Genomic DNA, 23,864 nt, shown 5'->3' on the forward strand with positions numbered 1-23,864 from the left:
GGACGTGGATGCCGGCGGGCAACCCGGACGGGTCGATGGGTGTGAGCAGGAGAAGCGCTTCGTCCTCGGTTTCGACCAGCACCTTGTGGGGTTCTCGCTGTCGAATGCAGAGCGTCCAGACGCCCGCTCGAAGCCGGTTCCTGACTTGCCAGCCGGTGTAGTACCGGCCGTTTGCCCCTTCGAAGAGCGTTCCAAACGGTCGCCCGATCACGGGACATCCGCCCGCCATCGAGTGAGGGCCTGTCTTTTCCAACCGGGCATCGTCATTCGTACCCGACCGGTCGGCCGTCGTGACTATCCACACTGGGGTTCACATAGGCGACGTTTAAGAAAAGACGACTGTCAAGGGAGCGAACGGTTCTCTAATTGTGTCTGCTGTCCTCGAAGAACTCCTCGAGGATCGCCCTGAGCCCCTTTCGAAGGTGTTGGTGCATCGTCGGCGGCGAGATATCCATCGCCTCGGCGATTTCCTCGCCCGTGCTCTCCCGTGGCCAGTCGAAGAAGCCGCCGTAGTAGGCGAGCCGAAGCGTCGTGAGTTGACGGTCGGTGAGTTCGTCGAGGATTCGATTTCGCCGCTCGGCCGCCGTTCGAACCGGTCGATCGACCTCTCGTTTGGCGACGAGTTCGGTGTTCTCGTAGACGACGGTCAGTGCCTCCGCGATCTCTCGAACGTCGGCGTCCTGTGACACCTCGACCAGGCACGTCCCGACGCCGCATTCGACTGTCACGTCCCGGATCGTTGCGCCGTGATTCGCAAGCGTTCGGACGCCCGACCTCGTCAATCGCACCTCGAGCGTACAGCGCCGTTCGCCGTCGTGAATGAGTCGACACTCCTCGATGGAGTCGTGGTCCCTGGCCGCTTCGAGGACCGTCTCGCTGCCGATCCCGTCGATCGTCACGTACTGGAAGGTTCGTCCGTTCGCGGTCGTCCCAGCCCACTCGAGCGAGCAGGTACAGCCGTACTCCTCGGACAGGTCGAAGGAGAACGTATCGCCGCCGTCGATCCGAAACTCGAGTTCGACGACGGTGTCCGCAAAGAGCAGCTGGCGGTTCTTGACGGCCATGATGGTGAAGCCGATCGTCTCACCGAGCAGTCTGAATCCGGCTCGTTCGCGCTCGCTGAAGGCATCGGCTCGGCTCGCCAGAACGGTGAGGACGCCGTAGGTCGCGTCTTCGTGGGTGATCGGGACGGCGATCGCGGATCTGACGTCGTCTTCGTCGGCGGCTTCCCTGAGCGGCTCGGGGAGCGTTTCGTCCTCGAGAATGCGGTTGGTCGTCCGAATCTCGCCGGTTCGTGCTGCCTTCGTCACCGGTCGCTCGTGATCGCTCGAGCGGCCACGGACGCGCTCGAGATAGCGCTCGGCCTCCCCCGCGCCGGTTCGATAGGACAGCCGTCCGTCGCCGGTCCGTTCGGCGATCCACGAGCCACAGTACAGCTCCGAATCGACGAGCTGCGCACAGACTTCGCTCTCGATCGCATCCCGAGCCGGTGCCTCGACTAACGTCTCGATCACCTGTCGAACGACCGCATTGATCCGGTTGAGCGTCTCGAGTTGATCCTGTCTCGATCGGAGTTGTCGTTCGCGTCGGACCCGTTCCGTGATGTCTCGAGCCAGCCAGACGACGGCCCGTCGACCCTGGACTCGCTGGCCGATCGGAACGACGCGGGCCTCGAATCGCCGGCGGCCGTCGGTTGTCTCCGTATCGTACTCGACCGACTGGACGTCGTCAGTTCTGATCGCCCGATCGACGCAGTCCTGGAGTTTCGCCGCGACCTGGTCGGGGAACGCGTCCGCGACCGTCGTTCCGGGTAGTTCGTCGGCGTCCATCGAGTACAGGTTCGCCGAGTTGGGCCGGACCTTCGCCTCGAGATAGGTGCCGTCCTCGCCGATGACGAAGGCTTCGTCGGGCAGTTCGTTGGCGAGAATTCGGCTATGTCGTCCCCTGTCGCCGTCCGATGGTGGCTCGGGTATGGACCGAACTGTCGACACGATCCGGTCGACGGGGTTTTCCTCGCGCTCCGTCGGGACGTATTCGGTTGCATCCGCCCTGAGTGCAACGGTCGCGAGCCGTTCGCTGCCCTCGCGCGGTGCAACGATCGTCGGGATCTCCGGCCATCTGGCGTGGACGCGCTGGAGAACGGCTCGTATTTCACCCGGACAGTCGATTTCGAGGACCACAGCGCTCGGGGTCTTCGGTACGGACTCTCCGTCGGAGACCGGGTCGACGGCGTCCTCGAGACCTCCGGCTGTGGAAACCGTTCGAACGTCACGATCGATCGCGTCGTCGAGTCGCGTCCGAAGATCGCTCTCTTCCTCTCGACGGCCCGTTACGACGACGATCGGTTTCGATCGATGGACATCGGTCATTCCTTTTTATTCCACACAGCCATCCACGTTTTACTCACTACTCGGTACTGTTCTATCAAGGATAGTTCGGGAACAAAAGCTTGCTGGTCGGCTGCTGGTATCCCCTTCGACGCGAGATCGATTGGCACGACTAATCGGGTGCAAGCGGCTTACAACTCACCCTGTTCCTGTAACTCCTCGATGAGAGCGTCGACGAACGACTCGACGTCGTCGTACGGGAAGTCGCCGCCGGAGGTCTTCGCGTTAAGTTCCATCACGGTCATCGAGAACTCACCGGATTCGAACCTCGTTCCGGGGCCGTTCGGAAGTGCCGGGACGAGCTCCATCGGACCTGAGACCGGGTAGTCGGCGTCCTCGAACGCCTCGGTCAGTTGCTCTCGGAGGTGGGCTTCGTCCGTCATTACGTGCCGTCGTTCTCGGCCCGAAACAATAAATCCGAAGGGCAACTGCTCCCGTCCGTCATCCGCCGCCGGTTCCGCTCTCGTGGGGAGACACGAACGGCGGCCGGTCGATTCCCTCGAACAGTAGAAACAATAATTAGTCAGTAGTGAACAGTATCGGTACATGGCGAAAGATACCGTCAGGTATCCCGACGACGTGGTCGAGGAGATCGACGCGCTCGTCGAAGACGGTATGTTCGAGAGTAAATCCGAGTTCTATCGGTTCTCCGCGGAGTACGTGTTGACCTTGATCGACGACGAGCACGAGGTCAAGACGTTCAACTTCGACGAGATCAGGTCCGAACTCGATATCAGCGACCGCGACCACGCCGAAGCGCTCGGGGCCGACGGTGGAACCTTCTTCCTCGATGCCGTGATAAACGTCCGCAAACACGGGCTGCGCGGCAACTACGAGGCTGCCGAACGGTTCATCGACACCCACTACGAGGAGACCGACCAGGAGTGTATCATCCTCGAGGAGTTGCTCGGTACCTACCGCGACGGGTCAGCGTGATCGACCGGATGACGATCGGCCCAACCGTTTCTCCTGCGATCTCACTCGCCGAAGGGGTCGCCAAGCGCCGCTAGATCGACGTTTTCGCGGACGAGTCGCGCTGCCCGATCGTACGGCGTCCGGTCGGCCGCCGCCTCGGTCAACGACGACCCACCAGTGGCGACTGGCGTCGGCCGGTCGACACCTGCCGTCGCCGCGACGGCATCGAGAAACGCCGTTCGAACCGATTCGTTGTCGAACAGGCCGTGGAGGTAGGTTCCCAGTACCCGTCCGCGGGCCGCACTCGAGTCACCCAGCGGCCGCGTCACGTCCTCGAGCGCCCGCGTCCGGCCGGCGTGGATCTCGTAGCCCGACGCCGGGCCGTCGGCCCCCTCGAGGAGCGGTGATGCGCTCCCGTCGACCGGAACCGCCGTTTGCTCGAGGCGCTTGTCACCCTCGAAACGGGTCTCGACCGGGAGCAGACCCAGCCCTGTGACGACGTCGTCGCCCCCTGTCCCCTCGAGCGCGGCGTTGGTAATCCGCTCGCCGAGCATCTGATACCCACCGCAGACGCCGACGATCGGCCCGTCGAAGGCTGTGAGGGCCTCGGCGAAGCCGGCTTCCTGGAGCGCCAGCAGATCGTCGACCGTGTTCTTGGTCCCCGGAAGGACGACCGCGTCGGCGTCGACGCCCGCGAGGGGGCCAGCGGAACTGCCGTCGACTGGCACGTACACCACCGAGACGCCCGACTCGTCGGCCAGGGCCTCGAGATCCGTCGCGTTCGAGATCCGTGGAAGCCGCGGCACGGCGATCCGAATCCGGCGGCCGGCTGCAACGCCGTCGTCGTCGCCGACGACGCCTCGCTCCTCGCTTCCGGGCAGCCCGACGCTGTCCTCCTCGGGAAGGCCGGGGTCGTCGTACGGGAGGACGCCCAGGATCGGCACCCCCGTCCGCGATTCGATCTCCTCGATGCCGGGCTCGAGCAGGGACCGGTCGCCGCGAAACTTCGTGATGAGCGCGCCGACGATCCGATCGCGGAGCGCATCGGGGACGAGTTCGATCGTGCCGTAGAGACTGGCGAAGGCCCCACCGCGTTCGATGTCGACCAACAGGAGAACGTCGGCGTCCGCGAACCGCGCGGTTTCGACGTTTGCAAGGTCACGATCGTGCAGGTTGATCTCGCCGATGCTCCCCGCCCCCTCGGCGACGATCACGTCGTTGTCGGCGGCCAGCCTGCGATACGATGCTTCGGCGGCCTCGCACGCCCGTTCCCAGTACTCCTCGTAGTAGGTCCCGGCGGGCACGTGATCGTGGGCTGTCCCCTGCAACACGAGTTGGCTCTCCCCGTCGCCGCGAGGTTTGAGCAAGACCGGATTGCAGTCCGTGGTGGGGGTGGTTCGAGCCGCTCGAGCCTGGACGAACTGGGAGACGCCGATTTCGCCCCACCGGTCGGCGGTGCTGTCGTTGGAATCGCTGCCGTCCTGGTCGGCCACGTCCGGCCGCACGACGACGCGAGCGTTGTTGCTCATGTTCTGGCCCTTGAACGGCGCGACGTCGATCCCCCGATCGGCGAGCAGCCGACAGAGGCCGGCGGCGACCGTCGACTTGCCGACGTGACTCGCGGTTCCGGCGACGAGAAGGGTTCTGGTCATCCGCGTTGGGCGGTAGTCGTGGGGCCGGACGTATCGTCCTATCGGTTCCGGTCGTACGCGGGTTTCGGCGGAACTCGAGGCCGTTCGAGTCCGTCCGAACGAATGGAAAGGACCGACGAAATCGAGCGGTACGAGACCGCACCACGACCCGACCGAGAGAGTCGTGCCGGGATCGCAGCCCTTCCAGACCGGTTATTTTGCCCGATATCGAGCGTCCCAACGCGGCCCGGCCCGACTCGAGAGGACGAGCCCCACGATACCGAGTCCGATCCCCGCGAGCCCGAGGCCGACGGCGAGTTCGAGCGACGGCGGGACGACGACGAATCCGGCGACCAGCGTCGGCACGAGCGCGACGGCGACGCCGACGGTAAACGTCGTAAAGCGGACGGCGTCGAAGAGGAACTCGTTGGGATCGAAGCCGGCGATGTAGACGGTCAGGCCGTAGTAGTAGAGCGCGTAGCCCGCCAGCAGAACGGCTCCGACGGCGGCGTCGACGAGCGTCGCGTCGAACCAACGGACGGCCGCGAGATATGGTAGGGCAACCGTCGGTGCGCCGACCAGGACGAACGCGATCCGTTTGGCCCGGAAGACGTCCTCGACCGAGACAGGGTAGACGAGGTAGGCCTCGAGCGAATCGAACTGGGTCAGCCAGTTGTACGTCGTAAACGCCGAGAGGCCAAGCACGCCGCCGAAGAAGATCCCCGGTGCGGGTTCGATACCGGTGATCGAGTCGACGACGCCGACGAGCGCGGCCACGAGCGCGAGCAGGATGCTCGCGGAAACGAAGGGCTTCCAGACGCCTCCCGAGGAGCGCGCGAGATCGAGCAGCGACTTCGTGACCAGCGGCGCGTCGTCGATCGGAAGGGCGGAGCTGAGCCGAGCGAAGCGATCGGTCGCGGTCCGCGAGGGACGGCCGTACGTCGGATCGTAGATCGCGAGCGATCCCGTCGCCACGAGGAGGGTCGCGACGGCCAGTCCGCCAGCGGGGAGCACCGACCCGCCGATCGGCACGAGCACGCTTCGAAGCGCCCCGAGTCCGCCGGTCGTCCAGCCGCCGACGACGGCGAGTCCGAGCACCAGGCCGATCGCCCACGACGGCACGCCGCGAGTTCGAACGGCGATCACCGCGACGGTCACTGCCATCCCGGCCGCGAAGACGAGACAGAGGGAGAGCCAGAACAGGAGGATCGAAAGCGGCGTCGTCGCCGACACCCCGTCGACGGCGACGCTGCCCAGTGCCATCGGCAACACGAACGCGACGCCGTAGAACAGCCCGTCCTTCAGGAGGAACACCCCCAGTAATCGCCGCCGCGAGAGCGGAAGCGTCGTCGACGACGAGAGCAACAGCGACAGCTCTCCGAAGACGTTCTCGAGCATGTCCGAGCCCGCAAAGCCCGCGGTCCCGCTGTAGAGTCCGAACCCGACGGCGAGAACGTGGAGCCCGCCGACGACCGTCGCCGGCGCGGTACCGGTCTCGACGAGCGCGACCGTCGCGCTGACCGTGAGCAGTGCGATCACGAACGGGAACAGGGCGAAGCGCCAGCCGCCGAACAGCTGGGTGTGCAGTCGCCACTCCTCGCGGAAGAGGACGGCGAGCAACTGCGCGGTCGAGAGTCCCGATCCGGATCGGCTCGACTCCGTCGTGCTCGTCCGGTCAGTCGTATCGATCCCGCTCATCGGTCGATCCGCTCGAGCGTCGGGGTATCTCGTACGTCTTCACCGTCGACGCGCTCGAGGAACACCTCGAGTAGCGATTCGTCGCTGCCGTCTTCTACGGACCGCTCCGTGACGAGTTGGCCGTCGGCGACGATGCCGACGCGGGTGCAGATCTCCTCGGCGACGTCGATGTTGTGCGTCGAGACGAAGACGGCGTTGTCGCCGGCCGCATAGGAGACGAGAAAGCGCTTGACTTGCTCCTGGACGAGCGGGTCGAGGTTCGCCAGCGGCTCGTCGATGAAGACCACGTCGGGTTCGTGGAGAAACGCCTGCGAGATCATGACCTTCTGTTGTTGCCCCCGAGAGAGATCGGTATGGAGCGTATCGAGCTTGCTCTCGAAGCCGAGCCGTTCGGCCCAGACAGCGGTTCGGTCGGCGACCCGGTCGGGCTCGAGATCGCGCACCTGGCCGACGAACTCGAGGTACTCACGCGGCGTGAGAAAGCTCGGCGGCGATCCCTGTTCCGGCAGGATGCCGACCTGCCGACGCGTCTCGAGTGGCTCCGTGACCGGGTCCGTCTCGAGAACGCGTACCGAACCCGAATCCGGCCGTATCTGGCCGGTCAGTATTCGAATCGTCGTGGTCTTCCCGGCACCGTTTGGGCCCAGAAAGCCGTACAACTCCCCCCGTTCGACGGTGACGTTCATCCCGGCCACTGCCTCGACGGCTCCGTATGACTTCCGCAGTCCGTCTACGCGAATTGCACCCATCGAACGGGACTGTTCACGAGAATTGATAATAACACTACTGGTAGTATACTGGGACGATAGACGAAACGCCCGCAAACGCCGTCAGTGTGCGATGTCCGCCGGCTGGAGATCCGCGAGGACCTCGTCGGCGTGGCCGTCAGGAGAGACGCCTTCGTAAACTGCCTCGATCCGCCCGTCCGGACCGACGACGTAGGTGTTCCGGAAGACGCCATCGAACGTCTTCCCGAACATTCGCTTCTCACCGTAGGAGTCGTAGAGCGTCGCGACTTCGCCGAACTCGTCGGACAGGAGATCGAACTCGAGGGCGTAATCGGCCGCGAAGTCGGCGATATCGTCGACGGGATCGTCACTGATGCCGACGACTGCGACGTCGAGGTCGTCGAGGCGCGGGAGCGCGTCGTTGAACCCGCAGGCCTCGGTCGTACAGCCCTCCGTGTTAGCACGGGGATAGAAGTACACGACGAGTCGCTGCCCCTCGAAATCGGAGCGGGTGACGGTCTCGCCGTGTTGATTTGTCAGTTCGAACTCGGGTGCCTCGTCGCCGACATCGAGCATGCATGCGAGTTAGCGAGGGGTAATGTATGCGTTACGATTTCACACGACACCCGACTGCGATCCGGCCGGGGAGGGACCTGGCGCTCACTCGAGTCGTTCGGCGGCCTCTCGATCGACGAGGGGAGCGGCGTTCTGTTCGGGCAGTGTGACGACATCGTCGGTCGTCAGGGTGTATTCCCGGTCGTCGACGCCGAGAATCGCGCCGATATCGCTGGTGATGCGGACCGTCGTCCGGTCGACGGCAGCGTCGGTGGGACTCGAGTCGGCGGTGTCGTCGGTGGGGCTCGAGCCGGCCGTCCCGCTGGGAGCTGCCTCCGGATCCGACGGCGGCGGTGTCTCGTCGGGATCTGCAGGTCGGTCGTCCCGTGCGTGCTCCGACGGCCGTTCGGCCTGTCCGGTCGGCTCCCCGGCGGCGTCGGTCCGATCGCCGCCGCTCGCGTCCGCCTGATCGATCGAACGGCCGGTCCCGCCCATGACGTCCGCGGGGGAGACGCCGCTTGCCTCGTCCGCTTTCGGTCCGTCGGCGGCTGCAGCGCCGACGTCCGTCGGTGGTTCCTCGGGGGGAGCCGGCGGGACGTCGTCCGCGGTCGCGTCGCGTGGCGACTGCGTCTCGGATCGCGACTCGCCATCGTGGGGGGGAGCTGCCCCAGCGGGATCGGAGCCGCTCGCGGAGTCGGTGGCCGCGTCGGGGGCGACGGCCGGCTCCTCGGTGCCCTCGAGGACGTCCAGCACGCGGCTCTTGTTCGCGCCGATGCGGTCGACGAGGTCGTCGAAGAGAGCCGCTTCTTCGGCGGTCAATCCCTCGTCGTCGGCCGCCATTCCGGCCGCGGCGAGGCTGGCCTGCTTGACGAGTTTCCCCATCCGGCGCTCGTAGATCGCTTCGACGACGTCCTTGGCGGTCTCGATCTCGTCGGTGAGTCGACCGACTTCGGGCGAGGAGAAAGGGTCCTCGGCCCGCTCGGCGACGCGATCGCGTTCGTCCTCGAGGTCGGCGATGTACTCGCCGACCTCCTGGTAGAAGGAAGGGCGCAGGTTCTGGAGGCTGTCCTTCTGGCGCTCCTTGCTCTGGACCGAACGCAGTTCGTCTAGATTCATTCTTTCTCCTTCTCGGCGCGGCCACGTGCCATGAGGAACACGGCGACGTACTCGGGTAGTGACTGGTCACCCTCCGAGACCGTAAAGGTATCTCCTCCGAGTTCGACCTCGCCGCCATCGCTCACGTCGACGGTGATTTCGTGGCCGACGAACGTCTCCGGGACGGCGTCTACGAGGGGATCGAAGTCCGCGATCTCGTCGCGCTCGAGTCGGACCGTTTGCAGCCCGCTGCCGCCGTGCAGGCTGCCCGGCAGCCGGATCAGCCGGTTCGTGTCCGTCGTAACCGGTTCGTCGATCGGAGCGTTGTCCTGCTCGACGGCCTCGCTCGCGAACCGCTCGGCCAACTGCGCGACGGCGGTGTGGACGGTGACGTTGCCCGCCTCGAGTTGCTCCCGGTTGTTGCGGGCCGCGTTCAGCGTGGCCTGGGCCTTTCCCTCGCCGATGCCGTCGAACGACTGGAGCCGCTCGAGTGCGGCATCCTCCTCGAGTTCGAGCAACTCGTCGACGAAGCCCATGAAGTGGTCGTGGGTCCGAGCGCCCCACCCCCCCTCGATCTGGAGGGTGCGCCGTTCCGTCGGCGTCTTCCGTCCCAGTCCGGCGACGGTCTCGGTCTCGATCAGTTCCTCGAACTCGAGGCCGATGCCCCGAACGTAGTCGACGATTTCTCGGCGGTGTTCCCGTTCGAGGTGCAGGACGTTCTCGTCGCGGACGTGGACGTGGTAGCCCCGGCCGCCCGAGAAGACGATCTCGAGGTCCTCGAACGCGAAGTCGTCCTCGAGAAACTCGAGCAGCCGACGCAGGGCGTCCTGACACTTCGCGAGCATCTCCCCGTAGCTGTCCTCGCCCAGCGTCACGCTGGGCAGGTGGTCGGCGTCGAGATCGAAGACGAGATCGGCGGACTGCCAGTCTTTCTCGTGCATCGAACTCGCGCCGGGGTCGCGAAAGCGTCCCGCGGAGAAGTAGACGTGTCGCGGGCGCTTTCGGACGAGAAACTCGGAGAGATCGCCCAACTCGAGCAGCGAACGGTGGCGGACCATCGTCGTGTCCGGCCCCTCGGTCCAGGGGATGTACCCCCACTCGCGTTCGTTGGCCGCGGGCGGCGGCGTGATCTCCGTCCGTCGATAGTGGTCGCGGAATCGCCCCCGCAGATAGGCCCTCGTTCGCTCCTCCATACGACTCGAGTAGTCGTGGATGGGGGCGTATAATCTTGCCGAATGTTCGACCTCGTGGGGGGACGACACAGGGGAACCGATCGAGAGCGGCTCGTGTCCCGTGTTGCTTCGCGCCGCGCTCGCTTAGTCACTGGACGGCGAATCGACGGTCACGTACCGATCACCATCGAGGACCGCGTCGACGCGACCGTGCCAGTCCTCGGCGAAGGCCTCGCGTTCGGCGTCGGTCGCGGTGCCGTCGATCAGTTTCGGCAGGTTGTCGACGGCCGGGCCGCCGGATGGGACGTCCGCGACGTGGTAGATTACCCGAACCGTCTCGTCCGTGTCCGTGCGCGTGAATTCGAAGGCGATGCCGTCGGTGCCGATGGCACCGTAGTGAAGCAGGTTCTTCCGGCCGCCGTGGCCGCCGGCCAGTCCGGCGAATCCGTCCTCGCCCGCGGCACCCGTCACGTACGAGATCAGGCGCGCGGTGACGCCGTAGGCGGGGTCGTCCCGCGGTCCGCCGGCGAGTACTTCGACGTCGCCGCGGACCGGGAGTTCGTCGCCGGGGTAGAGGGCCTCGAGGCCCGCCTTGGCGATCCGGTACGCGCCAGCCGCCGTGGGACAGGAGTGGCCCGCCGCTTTCACCACGTCCGCGTACGTGATGACGATCGGATCGCCGGGCTCGAGGACGGCCAGGGCCTCGGCGGCGGGGTCTCGCAGTCGGATCGGATCGATATCGTAGTCGACGTTCCAGTCGGTTCGGTCTCGGTTCGTGGGGTCGGATTCGTTGGTGGAGTTGCTCATGGATGGATCGATGTGCTGTGTGGATCGTTCGTGTGGTTCGATTCGCGACGGCATCGGGGAGCTGTCAGTACCGCAACAGCCGCATCCCGTTGAGGATGACCAGCAGGACGCTGCCGATGTGGACGAGCATGCCGCTGGCCATGTGGACGTAGCCGGCGAAGACGCCGGCCAACAGTAGACCGACCGTCGCGACCGCGATGGCGACGTTCTCCGTGACGTTCCACCGGGTCGCCTTGCTGAGTCCGACGGCGTAGGGAATGCGTGCCAACTCGTCGGCCATCAGCGCCATGTCTGCAGTCTCGATGGCGGTGTCGGTCCCCGCCGCGCCCATCGCGATCCCGACGTCGGCGGTCGCCAGCGACGGCGCGTCGTTGATCCCGTCGCCGACCATCGCGACGACGTGGCCCTCCCGCTGGAACGACTCGATCGCCGCCTGTTTCTCCTCGGGGAGCAGCGTCGCGCGGTAGTCGTCTATTCCGACCGTCTCGGCGACGGCGCGAGCGGTCCGCTCGTTGTCGCCGGTCAGCATCACCGTTCGGACGCCGGCGTCCTGTGCGAACGTAGTGAGCGCAGGGCTCGATGGACGAGGCGTATCGAGTCTCCCGGCGTTCTGCAGCGCCGCGACGACGTCCGCTGCGGCGGGCCGGAGTTCGTCCCTGATCGAGATGACGCCGACGATATCGCCGCCGAGGGCGACTGAGACGGCCGTCTCGCCGCGCTCCTCGTACTCGCGGACCTGGGCGGCGATCCGGTCCGCAACGTCGATCTCGCGTTCGGCGAGGAGCGCGCGGTTGCCGACCACGATCCGCCGCCCGTCGTGGCTCGCGACGACGCCCTTGCCCGCGACGACCTCGAACTCGTCGGGATCGGGAATCGGCGGCGCGTCCCGCTCGAGGTCGACGCCACCGGCAGTGGATTCGACGGCACCGCCGTCGGTGGCGAGACCAGAGCCATCACGGTCCCGGGCAGCCGCGAGGATCGCGTCCGCGAGGTGGTGTTCGCTCTTCTTCTCGGCGATGGCCCCGGTGCGGAGCACGGCGTCCTCGTCGAGGCCAAAGCCCGTGACGCTCGAGACGGTCGGCTCGCCCTCGGTCAGCGTTCCGGTCTTGTCGAACGCGACGAGGTCGATCTTGCCGGCGGTCTCGAGGTGTTCGCCGCCTTTCATCAGGACGCCCGAGCGCGCCGCCGACCCGATGGCGCTGACGATGCTGACCGGCGGCCCAATGACAAGCGCGCCGGGACAGCCGATGACGAGCAGCGTCAACGCCGTGACGGCGTTGCCGGTGATCGCGTAGGACCCGACCGCCAGCACGACGATCGCGGGCGTGTAGTAGGCCGCGAACCGCTCGATGATCGTCTCCGCCGGCGCTTTCGCCTCCTGGGCCTCCTCGACGCGGCGGATGATCCGCTCGAGGGTCGTATCCTGGCCGGTGCCGGTCGCGACGACCTCGAGGGCTCCCTCCTGGTTGATCGTCCCCGCGTACACCTCGTCGCCCGCGGCCTTGGGGACGGGCGCGCTCTCGCCGGTGACGGGAGCCTGATCGACCGTGCTCACGGGGTCCCCGTTCGCTCGAAGGGCCTCCGACCCGTCGCTGCGCTCGCCGTCGACGACCTCGCCGTCGACGGGGATCTTCGCGCCCGGCTTGACGATGACGGTCTCACCGGGTTCGACCTCGTGAGCGGGGACTTCCTCGGTTGCGCCATCGCGGCGGACGATCGCCGTGTCCGGGGTCATCTCGAGCAACTCCTCGAGTGCCGACCGGGTCTTGTTCATCGTCCGTGCCTCGAGGTAGTTGCCCAGCGAGAACAGGAAGACGACGGCGGCGGCCTCCCAGTACTCGCCGATGACGATCGCCCCGAGCGCGGCAAGCGTGACGAGGGTGTTGATCCCGACGGTTCCGGTACGCAGCGTGTAGTAGGCCGTTTTGGCGACGTCGTATCCGCCGACGATTGCCGCGATGAGCAACAGCGCCGCGCTCACTCGGGGCAGGTCGTGGGCGGTGCCGACGCTCCAGCCGACGGCGAGCAGCAGGCCGCTGGCCGCGACGACGATCGGCGTTCGGTGGGTCCGGACGTATCGCTCGACGTTCACGGTCGGTCACCGGGGACGGGGCGTGTACCCCTGGTTCGTGATGGCTCGCTCGAGGCGATCGGCGTCGACGGCCGTCTCGTCGAACTCGATTTCGACGCGACCGGTCGTGTAGTGGACCTCGACGCGCTCGACGCCGTCCGCTTTCGACAGGGCTCGTTCGACGTTGCTCGCACACGTCGGACAATCGAAGTCGGTGACGCGGTATTCGGTGATCTGGGTCATCGGTGCTCGAATGCTCGTACGAACCCCGTCCGTAAATATATAGCTCAAATGACTTGTTTGACTTCTATCACGGTCGTTTCCACCGGTGAAACGACTCGTCTAGACGGTCGCGCGGCCTGAGCGACTTATACGGATCGCCACCCAACGACCGTGTAACCGATGCCCGAATTCACGTCGGACGTGACGATCGACGACATCGCGGTCCGGGATACGAACGTCTCGAGCGCCGTCGACGAACCGGTCCGTGCGATGATCCTCGACATGCTCGCCGACACGACACGCTCCGTGACGGAGATCGACGAGGCACTCGCGGGACGGGGGTACGACCGGACGCTCAATACGGTTCGCCACCACGTCAACGAACTCCGCGATGCCGGCCTCGTCGAGGTCGCCCGCCTCGAGGAGCGAAACGGCGGCACGACGAAGTACTACCGCGCGAATACGATCGTCCTCTCGTACGCGCTGCCCGAGGACGCACGGGCGGACGTCGACTCGATGGCCCAGGAGCTCGCACCCGATATCGCAGCGCTCGTCGCGGACCTCGAGGCGACCCACGGCGACACGTTGGATCGGATCGCCGACGAGATGGCTCCCTGTGAGCACTGTCGAAGCCAGAAGTACGAGACGTACCTGCTGTTGACGATCCTTCGACGGGCGTTCGTGGCGGGAACCCTTCGAGACGACCCCGTACGGTAGTTCCGTCCGGCCGATGGTCGTCTCGCCGATCAGTAGCGTCCCGTTTTAACGCCGTATCAGATCGGAAATCCGGTCGGCGATACCGACGTCGGCCCCGAGTTTCAGGTAGTAGGCGTCGCCGCCGTCCTCGTAGTAGCCGTCGATCCGGCGTTTGATCTCGAAGCCGAGATGTTCGTAGAACTGGAGGGCGTTCTCGTTGCTCGTCCGAGCGTGACACGTGATCGTATCGTGGTCGTCCGCGACGTGGGCGACGAGGCGTTTCCCGACGCCTTCGCTGCGGAATTCGGGGTCGACCGCGAGAAAGAGAATGTAGCCGTCGCGTCGAACGGCGGCGAAGCCGATGAGGTCCCCCTTCTGGACGTAACAGTGTACTTTCGACCGGCGATACGCGTCAGTAAAGAAGTCGTGTCGCTGCTTGAGCACACCTTCCTGACGGTTGATCTCCTCCTTTAGCTGCCAGGCTTGGTCGACGAAGTCGTCGCTCCCCGGCGCGACGACCCGACTGTCGATGTTGACGCTCACTACCATACACTACCAGCGTCGTCAATATAATTCCACCGGCAGCCGATGTCGTCGACCGTCGGAGGCGACCTGTTCGCCGCGCTGTCCGTTCGATCGGAGCGAACCGACGGCCGAAACAACGAGCATAGGTTACCGGCCGTCGAAGGGACGCTACGATGGGATTCGACCTGTGTGACCACACGGCCGACATCGCGGTGTCGGCGACCGGCGACTCGCTCGAGGCGGTCTTCGCGGCGGTAGCCGACGGCCTCGCGGCCGCATCGTGTGACGGGATTCCGGCGGACGCCGGCGACCGGTTTCCCCTCACCGTCACAGCCGAGAGCCGCGAGGCGCTGCTGTTCGACTACCTCGACGAACTGATCTACCTGCGGGACGTCCGGGCGGAACTCCCCGTCGACCACCGCGTCGAGTCGATCGCGCCGCCGTCGACACCCGATCGCTCGGCCGACGGTGGTGGGGCGGCGGGCGACGGATCCGACGAGTGGCAACTCGACGCCAGCGCCCGCGGCGTCGGACTCGTCGAGATCGACGCCCGCGAGATCAAGGCCGTGACGTATTCCGAGATGCGACTCGAGCCCGTCGAGACCGACGGGAACGAAACCGGCGGCTGGGAGGCGTACGTCGTCTTCGACGTGTGACCGCGCCCCGGATGCCGGAACCGGATTCGCGGTCCGACGGTGACAGTGACAGTGACTATCGGAGAGACCGAAGAGACGAACATCTTTCATCGCTGCCACCCGAGTTCCGCGTATGACAACCTTCGACGCCAACGGCATCACGCTCGAGCGGGTGCGCGAGTACGTCTGGGAGATCCCACAGGAAGGCGATATGCGCGTCCCTGCGCGGGTACTGGCGAGTGAAGCACTGCTCGAGGAAATCAAAGACGACAAGACGCTCGAGCAGATCACGAACACGACCCACCTGCCGGGGATCACGAACCACGCGATCTGCATGCCCGACGGGCATCAGGGCTACGGCTTCCCGGTCGGCGGGGTCGGGGCGCTCGACGCCGAGAACGGCTGTATTTCGCCGGGCGCGGTCGGCTACGACATCAACTGTCTCTCGGGGGAGACGGAGGTTCTCCTCGAGCACGGCCGCCGGGTTCCGATCGAACAGCTCGAGAATCGCTTCGAGGAGGAAAAGGTAATGGTTGCTGATGACGAACTCACGCCATCGTCGATCCGTCTATTCACCGAGCGTGACGGTGCGACAGTATACGAAGTCGAGACGGAAACAGGCGATCGAATCGAGGCGACGGCGGATCATCCCTTCCGAACCCCGGATGGAATGCGGCCGCTCGGAGAACTCACTGAAGGTGATCAGGTAGCTATCCAGCCGTTTCAGGGCTTGCCGGACGAGGAACCGACGGAATTTACGGTGCTTAGCAAAGACGATTTCGCCGACGAGAATTCACAGCTCCTGCGCGCGCTTACGGAGCGTGATCTCCTTCCGCTGAAATCGACGGATGACGCCTTCAATCGATTCCTCAAACTCGTCGGATTTCACACTGGTGACGGTGCGATCGGAAACGACGGTCAGACGTGGTTCTATGGGGATTCCGAGGATCTCGAGGCGATCCAAGACGATATCGAAGCGATCGGCTTTACCGCGTCGAAGATTTACGAACGCGATCGATCTCACGATATCGACGGGAACGCGTTCGAGACGACGGAGTACAGCGTTCGTGCGACGTCGAAGGCGTTCCAAAAGATGCTGCTGGAACTCGGCGCACCTGACGGACGGAAGATCGAGTCCGACTTCACGACACCGTGGTATTTCAACAGGCTAGCCGACTGGCAAAAAGCGTTGTACGCGTCCGCCTACTTCGGTGCCGAGATGAACACGCCCGCTGCCCAGCACGACAAGAACCTGTACTGTCCAAAGGTGTCGCAGACGCGGACCGCTGATGTGGCTGACGCCGGTCGGGAATTCATGACGGAGCTGGCGTCGTTCCTCGGCGACATCGACATCGAAACGAACGAAATCGAACGCTTCGAAACTGATTCGAACGGCGACCACGAGACGGTTCGGATCCGTCTCGGGATCAAGAACGACTCCGAAAACCTGATCCGGTTCTTCTCGACCGTCGGCTACCGGTACAACGCCGAAAAGCAGCGCAAATCGATCGCGGCACTGCAGTACCTCAAGCGAAAGGAAGCGGTAATCGACCGCCGACTGTCGATCTCCGAACGAGCGAAAGCGATGGCCGACGGCGGAACGGCTCCAGCCGAGATCAAAGCCGAGTTCGATATCAACGAGCGATTCATCGAACGCAGTATCTGGAGTGGACGGTCGGGCCGGCCGCGGCCACCCGCCGATTTCCCCGGGTTCGAGGAGTACTGTGAGTCAGTCTCCGTGCGTGATGACTGCAGCGTTCGAACCCGGATCAGATCGATCGAACCTCTCGGCGAGCAGCCAGTGTACGATATCGGTGTCACACACGACGCTCACAACTTCGTCGCCGACGGATTCGTGGTTTCGAACTGTGGCGTCCGGATGATGCGGACCAACCTGACCTACGACGACGTGCGGGGCCACGAGGAGGAACTCGTCGATTCGCTCTTCGCCAACATCCCATCGGGCCTCGGCGGCGGCGGGATCGTCGAAGCCGGCGTCGATACCATCGACGAGATCCTCGCGCGCGGGGTCGACTGGGCCCTCGAGAACGGCCACGCCGTCGAAGACGACCTGCGCCACTGCGAGGACGAAGGGAGGCGCGAGGGCGCGGAGCCGGACAACGTGAGCCAGAAAGCCAAAGACCGCGGGAAGAACCAGATCGGCTCGCTGGGGTCGGGCAACCACTTCCTCGAGGTCCAGCGCGTGACCGACGTCTTCGATTCGGGCGTGGGCGAGGCCTACGGGCTCGAGGAAGACCAGATCGTCGTGTTGATCCACTGTGGCTCCCGCGGACTGGGCCACCAGACCTGTAACGACTACCTGCGGAAGATCGAGCAACAACACAAGGGACTGCTGGACCGGCTGCCCGACAGGGAACTCGCGGCCGCGCCCGCGGGGTCACAACTCGCCGAGGACTACTACGGCGCGATGAACGCGGCGATCAACTTCGCGTGGGTCAACCGACAGCTGATCATGCACCGCACGCGGCAGGTCTTCGAGCGCGTGTTCGATCGCTCCTGGGAGGCCATGGAGATGGAGTTACTCTACGACGTGGCTCACAACATCGCGAAGAAGGAAACGCACACGGTGAGCGCGGAGCCGCACTCCGCGGACGGAGCGAGCGGCGTCGAGCCGCGAGTCGACGGCGAGGAGCGCGAACTCTACGTCCACCGCAAGGGTGCCACGCGGGCCTTCCCCGCCGGCCACCCCGAGGTGCCCGACGCCTACCGCGACGTCGGTCAGCCGGTGATCATCCCCGGCAGTATGGGCGCGGGCAGCTACGTCCTCCGCGGGGGGGAGAATTCGATGGACCTCACCTTCGGGTCGACCGCACACGGCGCGGGGCGGCTGATGAGCCGCACCCAGGCGAAAAACGAGTTCTGGGGCGGCGACGTCCAGCAGGACCTCGAGGACCAGCAGGCGATCTACGTCAAGGCCCAGTCCGGAGCCACGATCGCCGAGGAAGCGCCGGGCGTCTACAAGGACGTCGACGAGGTCGTCCGCGTCTCGGACGAACTCGGCATCGGCGACAAGGTCGCGCGGACGTTCCCGGTGTGTAACATCAAGGGCTAAGTTGGGAAGACAGCACTATTCCGAACGGATCGAAGGAGAAGAACTGGACCGATCGTCGGTGCGTTTGCTCCTCACTTCAGCCGATACGGACTTTCGTCGTCTTCGTCAGTCCCGTCGTCGTCGCCCTCGTACGGTTTCCGAGCAGTGATCGTCACGGTCGCTTCCGGGTCGTCCTCGTCGGCCCACGGGCTGTCGTAGGCCGAAATCTCGAGGTCGGTGACGTCCCAGCCCTCCGCTTCGATGAGTTCCACGAGGCGACGCTGGTCGGCGAGCATGTCCTCGTCCATGGGCGCTCGTTCGGTCGGAATTGGGGTAGTTCTTCCGCCGATCGAAACCGCCGAAGACCGTGTCCGTCTCGACCACCGTCCCGTCGACGAGCAGCAGACTGGGCGAGACACCGATCCAGCCAACGGGCTGACACCATTTGTGAACCGAAACCGGTTACGAGACGTCGAAATCCCCGGCGCGTTTAAGCGGATCCGGATGCAACTCGGTGGCATGCTCGCCGACGAATTCGGTCGGGAGGTTACTGGGGTTCGCGTCTCCCTCACCGATCGGTGTAATTTCGACTGTGTCTACTGTCACAACGAAGGGCTGGGGGATACCCGGGGACCGATGGATCCACAGGACGACGAGATGTCGACCGACGACGTCGTTCGGTTCCTCGAGGTCGCCGCGGAGTTCGACGTCGACGCGGTCAAGTTCACGGGTGGAGAGCCGATGCTCCGACAGGATCTCGAGGAGATCATCGAACGCACGCCCGACGAGATGGAGGTCTCGCTGACGACCAACGGGACGTTCCTCCCCGGTCGCGCCGCGGATCTCGTCGACGCCGGCCTCGAGCGGGTCAACGTCTCCCAGGACGCGCTCGATCCGGAGGACTTCGCCGCCGTGACGAAAAGCGGGGCCTACGAAAAGGTCCTCGAGGGAGTCGAAGCGGCGCTGGACGCGGGGCTGGACCCGGTCAAGCTCAACATGGTCGTCTTCGAGCACACGGCGGGGTACGTGCCGGAGATGGTCGATCACGTCGCGGCAAACGACGGGCTCCAGCTCCAGTTGATCGAGTACATGCCCGAGCTGACGGGGAAGCCGGAGTGGAACATCGACATCGGGCGGGTCCACGACTGGCTGGCCGAGCAGGCCGACGAGATCGAACACCGGGAGATGCACGACCGAAAGCGGTACTGGGTCGATGGCGGGATGGTGGAGATCGTCGATCCCGTCGAGAACCCGACTTTCTGTGCGAACTGTCACAGGGTCCGCGTGACCCACGAGGGGCACCTGAAGGGGTGTCTCAACCGCAACGACGACCTCAAGTCGATGGGCGAGATGACGAAGCCGGAAATCCGCGAGGCCTTCCGCGACGTCGTCGCGAACCGGGTCCCATACTACGGCGAGTACATGGTCCAGAACGCCGACGGCGAGTGGGAGCTCAACGAAAAGTACCTCGAGGAGTACGCCGGCGTTTGAGACGGGCTGCTGTCACCGGGTCCCGGCATACTTCCAGGGCGGGTCGCGGCTGGGTCGGCACTGATCGACCGGAGTCCGTCTGCGGTCGTTCGGAGACCGGTTCTCTGTTCCTGTTTTCGAAACGCGAGCGCGATTACCGCGAGTATGTGACTCACACCCGTCTGGCCACCTTTCGTTGCCCTTAAGTAGTCGACGGGGGTAGGTTCGGGTGCAATACGTGTAGGGGAGCGATCCCCGAGTCCGCGAGGGCGACGATAGACCGACGGTGTTGTGGTAGCCAAGCGGCCCAAGGCGCATGGTTGCTAACCATGTGGCGTCAAGCCTCCGGGGTTCGAATCCCCGCCACAACGTCGGACACTTCACTGGCGCTTTCCCGCCAGTCGATTTGCAACGCAGGCAGACCAGATACAGATACACGACATATGAGCGCCGAAGAACCTCAAGAACAAGAAGACGACGAAGATCTTCGATACTTCGTCCGCATCGGGCAAACCGACCTCGATGGGACGAAGTCCGTCGAGCGCTCGCTTTCGGAGATGAACGGGATCGGTCGCCGAACCGCCCGGCTCATCGCCGATGAAGCGGGTGTCGACCGAACGGCGACGTTCGGTCGACTCGACGACGACGTCATCGAGACCGTCGTCGAGGTCGTCGAAAACTACGCTGCGGAAGTTCCGGACTGGCTCAACAACCGCCAGGACGACTTCTACAGCGGCGAAACGACCCACGAGATCGGTAACGATCTCCAGTTGACTCGACAGCACGACATCAACCGGATGAAGATGATCGACTCCTACAAGGGAACTCGCCACAAGCGCGGCCAGAAGGTCCGTGGCCAGCGAACCAAGTCCACCGGCCGGACGGAGGGCACCATCGGAGTCAACGTCGAAGAGATCCGCGAAGAACAGGCCGAAGAGGCCGCCGCCGAAGAAGAGGACGAGGGTGAATAATGCCACTCGGCACTGACACCAAACAATACGAGACGCCGAACCACCCCTACCAGGGTGAACGCATCGCCAGCGAGCACTCCCTCGTCGACCGCTACGGTCTCAAGAACAAAGAAGAGCTCTGGCGAGCCCAGTCCGAGCTTCGCTCCTACCGGCGCGAGGCCCGCGAACTGCTCGGCCAGGCCCAGGACGACGACGTCGTCATCCGCCGCTCCGAGGAGTTCCTCGGACGGCTCAAACGCGTCGGCATCCTCGACGAAACCGACGAACTCGGCGACATCCTGTCGCTCGAGGTCGAGGACATCCTCGAGCGTCGACTGCAGACGGTCGTCTATCGAAGCGGACTGGCCAACACGGCCCAGCAGGCCCGCCAGTTCATCACCCACGGCCACATCGTGGTCGACGGACAGCGCCACCTCGTCCCCTCTTACGTCGTCGACATCGACGAAGAGGATCTGGTGGCCTTCGACGAGAACAGTCCGCTCGCGGACGAACTGCATCCGGAACGCGCGGAGGGTCAGTAACATGAGCCAGAACGACGAAAAGTGGGGCATCGCCCACGTGCACGCATCGTTCAACAACACCGTCATGACCGTGACCGACCTCACGGGCGCGGAGACGATCGCCAAGTCCTCCGGTGGGACGGCGGTCAAGCAGAACCGCGACGAAGCGTCGCCGTACGCGGCCATGCAGATGGCCGAATCCGTCGCCGAAGAGGTCAAATCGGCCGGCATCACGGGCCTGCACGTTCACGTGCGTGGCCCCGGCGGAAACCTCCAGAAGTCCCCCGGTCCCGGCGCGCAGGCGACGATCCGCGCGCTCGCCCGCTCGGGCATCGAGATCGGGCGCATCGAGGACGTCACGCCGATCCCACACGACGGATCGCGCGCTCCGAAAGGTAAGGGCGGCTACTAGATCATGACTGAAGCGTACGACGTCGAGTTCGTCGAACGCGAGGATCGTGAGGCACGATTCCTCGTTCGCGGCGTGACACCCGGGTTCGCAAACGGCATCCGTCGGGCGATGGTCGCCGACGTGCCGACGATGGCCGTCGATACCGTTCGGTTCGTCGAGAACTCGTCGGTCATGTTCGACGAGCAACTCGCCCTCCGTCTCGGGCTCGTCCCGCTGACGACGCCGCCGGTCGGCGAGTTCACCGAGGACGATACGGTCACGCTCTCGATCGACGTCGAAGGGCCGGCAACCGCCTACTCCGGCGATCTCGTCAGCAGCGACGAGCTCGTCCAACCCGCGGACGAGAACGTTCCCATCATCGAACTCAAGGACGGCCAGCGCCTCGAGGCCGAGGCCGACGCCGTGATCGACCGCGGCAAAGACCACGCCAAGCATCAGGGCGGGGTCGCGGTCGGCTACCGACACCTCCAGCGCGTGGCGGTCGACGGTGACCTGCCGGAGTTCGAGGACCAAGAGAGTCAGATCATCCGTGGCGTCATCGAGGACGACGGCGAACTCGTTCCGACGAGCGAGTTCGACCACGACCTCTCGAATCGCTATCCGGGCAAAGAGGTCCGGGTCGAGGACGTGCCAAACGCGTTCGTCTTCCACGTGGAGACGGACGGCTCGTTCCCCGTCGAGGAGCTCGTGACGCGGGCCGCGGAGACGCTCGAGGCGCGTGCGACCGAACTCGAAGACGCAGTACAGCTATAGATATGAACCGACGCCCCCAACCCACTCAGGAGACGCTTCTCGCCGGCGCCGTGAGCGACGAGACCGGCGATCGCGTTTCCACTGGAATCGAAAGGGGTTTGAAGGGGCGACGGGTAGACGGAAGTGCGAGCAGGGATAGCCAAGTTAGGCCAACGGCGCAGCGTTCAGGGCGCTGTCTCGTAGGAGTCCGCAGGTTCAAATCCTGCTCCCTGCATCACTTCTCTACGACCGACCGACACTCGAAGGGCAGTCGATCGTGTTTCGATCACGATCGCTCCTCGAGTGTCGGTCGGCAGTACAACGATTTCGATTCCACAGTCGACGACGTGGTTCCTCGCGTCGTCGATCAGTTAGCAGTTGGAGGATACCAATGAGTAGCAAGACTAATCCGAGGCTCAACGATCTCATCGCCGAGCTAAAGTCGACGTCCCGCGAAGCGGACGCCGACGTCTGGCGAGACGTTGCGGATCGACTCGAGAAGCCCCGACGCACCCACGCTGAGGTGAACCTGGGCCGCATCGAGCGATACGCACGCGAAGAAGAGACTGTCGTCGTCCCCGGCAAAGTGCTGGGATCCGGCGCACTACAGAAGAACGTCACCGTCGCCGCCGTCAACTTCTCTTCGTCCGCGGAGACGAAGATCGACCAGGTCGGCGACCCAGTACCGCTCGAGCAAGCGCTCGAAGAGAACCCCGACGGCTCCGATGTCCGGGTGATTCGATGAGTCTCGCAGAGTTCGACGCGGATCTCGTCGTCGACGCACAGGACTGTATTCTCGGTCGAGTCGCGAGCGAGGTCGCCCAGCGCGCGCTGGACGGCGAACGCGTCGCGATCGTCAACGCCGAGGACGCGGTCATCACCGGCGACAAGGAAGACGTCTTCGAGACGTACCGTACGCGGCGACAGCTCGGCTCGGACCGCGGGCCGTACTATCCCAAACGACCGGACACGATCTTCAAGCGGTCCGTTCGCGGGATGTTGCCGTACAAGAAACCTCGCGGCCGCGAGGCACTCGACAGCGTCCGGGTCTACGTCGGCAACCCCTACGAGAACGACGACACCGAGTCGGAGGTCCTCGAGGGAACGTCGCTGGATCGCCTGTCGAACATCCGCTTCGTCCACCTACACGAAGTGTCCGAACAGTTAGGTGCTAACGTCACATGGTAACCAACACGAGTGGCAAGAAAAAGACGGCCGTCGCTCGCGCCACGGTGCGCGAAGGCGAGGGTCGCGTTCGAATCAATTCCCAACCGGTCGAGCTGGTCGAACCGGAGACCTCTCGCCTCAAGATGCTCGAGCCGTTCCGCATCGTCGGCGAGGACCTGCGCGGCGAGATGGATATCGACGTTCGCGTCGAAGGCGGCGGCATCAGCGGCCAGGCAGACGCCGTCCGAACCGCTATCGCACGCGGGATCGTCCAGCAGACGAACGACGCGGAACTCCGCGACGCGTTCATGGAGTTCGACCGCTCGCTGCTGGTCAACGACGTTCGCCAGTCCGAACCGAAGAAGTGGGGCGGCCCGGGCGCTCGGGCGCGCTACCAGAAGTCCTACCGCTAAGGTGATTCAA

At 64.8% G+C, this 23,864-nt stretch carries 25 protein-coding genes and 2 tRNA genes; 14 read left to right on the forward strand and 13 right to left on the reverse strand.

The window, feature by feature from the left end; translation table 11 throughout:
• Positions 1-362: 362 nt before the first annotated feature.
• The gene (locus J0X27_RS14475) at positions 363-2,369 is read right to left on the reverse strand and encodes a bacterio-opsin activator domain-containing protein (protein ID WP_207269869.1); all 2,007 of its coding nucleotides are present in this window, start codon (positions 2,367-2,369) and stop codon (positions 363-365) included.
• Between the two features lie 149 nt (positions 2,370-2,518).
• Complete coding sequence (locus J0X27_RS14480; protein ID WP_207269870.1) at positions 2,519-2,770, reverse strand: MTH865 family protein; 252 nt, start codon at positions 2,768-2,770, stop codon at positions 2,519-2,521.
• Positions 2,771-2,933: 163 nt separating this feature from the next.
• On the opposite strand from J0X27_RS14480, the gene J0X27_RS14485 reads away from it, so the two are divergent.
• On the forward strand, positions 2,934-3,323 hold the full coding sequence (locus J0X27_RS14485; protein WP_207269871.1) for a ribbon-helix-helix domain-containing protein: 390 nt from the start codon (positions 2,934-2,936) through the stop codon (positions 3,321-3,323).
• A 41-nt stretch (positions 3,324-3,364) separates the two neighbouring features.
• On the opposite strand, the gene J0X27_RS14490 is transcribed toward J0X27_RS14485, so the two are convergent.
• From J0X27_RS14490 to J0X27_RS14530, 9 genes are all read right to left on the reverse strand, one after another.
• Entirely contained in the window at positions 3,365-4,954 is a 1,590-nt protein-coding gene (locus J0X27_RS14490) for a cobyric acid synthase (RefSeq protein ID WP_207269872.1), read from the reverse strand.
• A gap of 192 nt (positions 4,955-5,146) precedes the next feature.
• A complete protein-coding gene (locus J0X27_RS14495) occupies positions 5,147-6,631 on the reverse strand; it encodes a hypothetical protein (RefSeq protein WP_207269873.1) in 1,485 nt (494 codons plus the stop codon).
• Positions 6,628-7,380: an ABC transporter ATP-binding protein gene (locus tag J0X27_RS14500; protein WP_207269874.1), complete on the reverse strand. Its 753-nt coding sequence runs from the start codon at positions 7,378-7,380 to the stop codon at positions 6,628-6,630. Before J0X27_RS14500 ends, J0X27_RS14495 begins: the two co-directional genes overlap by 4 nt.
• Before the next feature lie 81 nt (positions 7,381-7,461).
• A complete protein-coding gene (gene bcp / locus J0X27_RS14505; protein WP_207269875.1) occupies positions 7,462-7,935 on the reverse strand; it encodes a thioredoxin-dependent thiol peroxidase in 474 nt (157 codons plus the stop codon).
• An 84-nt stretch (positions 7,936-8,019) separates the two neighbouring features.
• Positions 8,020-9,030, reverse strand: a complete 1,011-nt coding sequence (locus J0X27_RS14510; RefSeq protein ID WP_207269876.1) for a DNA replication complex subunit Gins51 — start codon at positions 9,028-9,030, stop codon at positions 8,020-8,022.
• Positions 9,027-10,202: a DNA primase small subunit PriS gene (gene priS / locus J0X27_RS14515; protein WP_207269877.1), complete on the reverse strand. Its 1,176-nt coding sequence runs from the start codon at positions 10,200-10,202 to the stop codon at positions 9,027-9,029. Before priS ends, J0X27_RS14510 begins: the two co-directional genes overlap by 4 nt.
• A 123-nt stretch (positions 10,203-10,325) precedes the next feature.
• Positions 10,326-10,988, reverse strand: a complete 663-nt coding sequence (locus tag J0X27_RS14520; RefSeq protein ID WP_207269878.1) for an FmdE family protein — start codon at positions 10,986-10,988, stop codon at positions 10,326-10,328.
• 64 nt (positions 10,989-11,052) lie between these two features.
• Positions 11,053-13,080, reverse strand: coding sequence for a heavy metal translocating P-type ATPase (locus tag J0X27_RS14525; protein WP_207269879.1), 2,028 nt, complete (start codon positions 13,078-13,080; stop codon positions 11,053-11,055).
• A 6-nt stretch (positions 13,081-13,086) separates the two neighbouring features.
• Positions 13,087-13,302 carry a heavy-metal-associated domain-containing protein gene (locus tag J0X27_RS14530; RefSeq protein WP_207269880.1) on the reverse strand — a complete coding sequence of 72 codons (216 nt, stop codon included), beginning with the start codon at positions 13,300-13,302 and terminating at the stop codon, positions 13,087-13,089.
• A 159-nt stretch (positions 13,303-13,461) separates the two neighbouring features.
• Between J0X27_RS14530 and J0X27_RS14535 the strand changes: the two genes are divergently transcribed.
• Positions 13,462-13,998 (forward strand): winged helix-turn-helix domain-containing protein, encoded by a 537-nt coding sequence (locus tag J0X27_RS14535; RefSeq protein WP_207269881.1) that lies wholly within the window; start codon positions 13,462-13,464, stop codon positions 13,996-13,998.
• 45 nt (positions 13,999-14,043) lie between these two features.
• On the opposite strand, the gene J0X27_RS14540 is transcribed toward J0X27_RS14535, so the two are convergent.
• Positions 14,044-14,520 carry a GNAT family N-acetyltransferase gene (locus tag J0X27_RS14540; RefSeq protein WP_207269882.1) on the reverse strand — a complete coding sequence of 159 codons (477 nt, stop codon included), beginning with the start codon at positions 14,518-14,520 and terminating at the stop codon, positions 14,044-14,046.
• 155 nt (positions 14,521-14,675) lie between these two features.
• Here J0X27_RS14540 and J0X27_RS14545 point away from each other — a divergent pair, with 155 nt between their 5' ends.
• Positions 14,676-15,158: an archease gene (locus J0X27_RS14545; protein ID WP_207269883.1), complete on the forward strand. Its 483-nt coding sequence runs from the start codon at positions 14,676-14,678 to the stop codon at positions 15,156-15,158.
• Between the two features lie 112 nt (positions 15,159-15,270).
• The gene (locus J0X27_RS14550; RefSeq protein ID WP_207269884.1) at positions 15,271-18,210 is read left to right on the forward strand and encodes an RtcB family protein; all 2,940 of its coding nucleotides are present in this window, start codon (positions 15,271-15,273) and stop codon (positions 18,208-18,210) included.
• 71 nt (positions 18,211-18,281) lie between these two features.
• Here the strand turns inward: J0X27_RS14550 and J0X27_RS14555 are convergent, their stop codons facing one another.
• Positions 18,282-18,497 carry a hypothetical protein gene (locus J0X27_RS14555; protein WP_207269885.1) on the reverse strand — a complete coding sequence of 72 codons (216 nt, stop codon included), beginning with the start codon at positions 18,495-18,497 and terminating at the stop codon, positions 18,282-18,284.
• A 211-nt stretch (positions 18,498-18,708) separates the two neighbouring features.
• On the opposite strand from J0X27_RS14555, the gene moaA reads away from it, so the two are divergent.
• The 10 genes from moaA (at position 18,709) to J0X27_RS14605 (ending at position 23,854) form a co-directional block, all read left to right on the forward strand.
• Positions 18,709-19,680 carry a GTP 3',8-cyclase MoaA gene (gene moaA / locus J0X27_RS14560; protein WP_207269886.1) on the forward strand — a complete coding sequence of 324 codons (972 nt, stop codon included), beginning with the start codon at positions 18,709-18,711 and terminating at the stop codon, positions 19,678-19,680.
• A 267-nt stretch (positions 19,681-19,947) separates the two neighbouring features.
• Positions 19,948-20,030, forward strand: a tRNA-Ser gene (locus tag J0X27_RS14565).
• 72 nt (positions 20,031-20,102) lie between these two features.
• Positions 20,103-20,630, forward strand: a complete 528-nt coding sequence (locus J0X27_RS14570) for a 30S ribosomal protein S13 (protein WP_097379973.1) — start codon at positions 20,103-20,105, stop codon at positions 20,628-20,630.
• Positions 20,630-21,151, forward strand: a complete 522-nt coding sequence (locus J0X27_RS14575; protein WP_207269887.1) for a 30S ribosomal protein S4 — start codon at positions 20,630-20,632, stop codon at positions 21,149-21,151. The genes J0X27_RS14570 and J0X27_RS14575 overlap by 1 nt, the downstream gene beginning before the upstream one ends.
• Position 21,152: 1 nt before the next feature.
• Positions 21,153-21,542 (forward strand): 30S ribosomal protein S11, encoded by a 390-nt coding sequence (locus tag J0X27_RS14580; protein ID WP_097379971.1) that lies wholly within the window; start codon positions 21,153-21,155, stop codon positions 21,540-21,542.
• A gap of 3 nt (positions 21,543-21,545) precedes the next feature.
• On the forward strand, positions 21,546-22,295 hold the full coding sequence (locus tag J0X27_RS14585; RefSeq protein ID WP_207269888.1) for a DNA-directed RNA polymerase subunit D: 750 nt from the start codon (positions 21,546-21,548) through the stop codon (positions 22,293-22,295).
• Positions 22,296-22,424: 129 nt separating this feature from the next.
• Positions 22,425-22,509 (forward strand) — tRNA-Leu (locus J0X27_RS14590).
• A 156-nt stretch (positions 22,510-22,665) separates the two neighbouring features.
• On the forward strand, positions 22,666-23,019 hold the full coding sequence (locus J0X27_RS14595) for a 50S ribosomal protein L18e (protein ID WP_207269889.1): 354 nt from the start codon (positions 22,666-22,668) through the stop codon (positions 23,017-23,019).
• Positions 23,016-23,462 (forward strand): 50S ribosomal protein L13, encoded by a 447-nt coding sequence (locus tag J0X27_RS14600; RefSeq protein ID WP_207269890.1) that lies wholly within the window; start codon positions 23,016-23,018, stop codon positions 23,460-23,462. Before J0X27_RS14595 ends, J0X27_RS14600 begins: the two co-directional genes overlap by 4 nt.
• The gene (locus J0X27_RS14605; RefSeq protein ID WP_207269891.1) at positions 23,456-23,854 is read left to right on the forward strand and encodes a 30S ribosomal protein S9; all 399 of its coding nucleotides are present in this window, start codon (positions 23,456-23,458) and stop codon (positions 23,852-23,854) included. The genes J0X27_RS14600 and J0X27_RS14605 overlap by 7 nt, the downstream gene beginning before the upstream one ends.
• Positions 23,855-23,864 lie beyond the last annotated feature (10 nt).

It is taken from the genome of Natrinema longum (assembly GCF_017352095.1).
Classification (GTDB): Archaea; Halobacteriota; Halobacteria; order Halobacteriales; family Natrialbaceae; genus Natrinema; species Natrinema longum.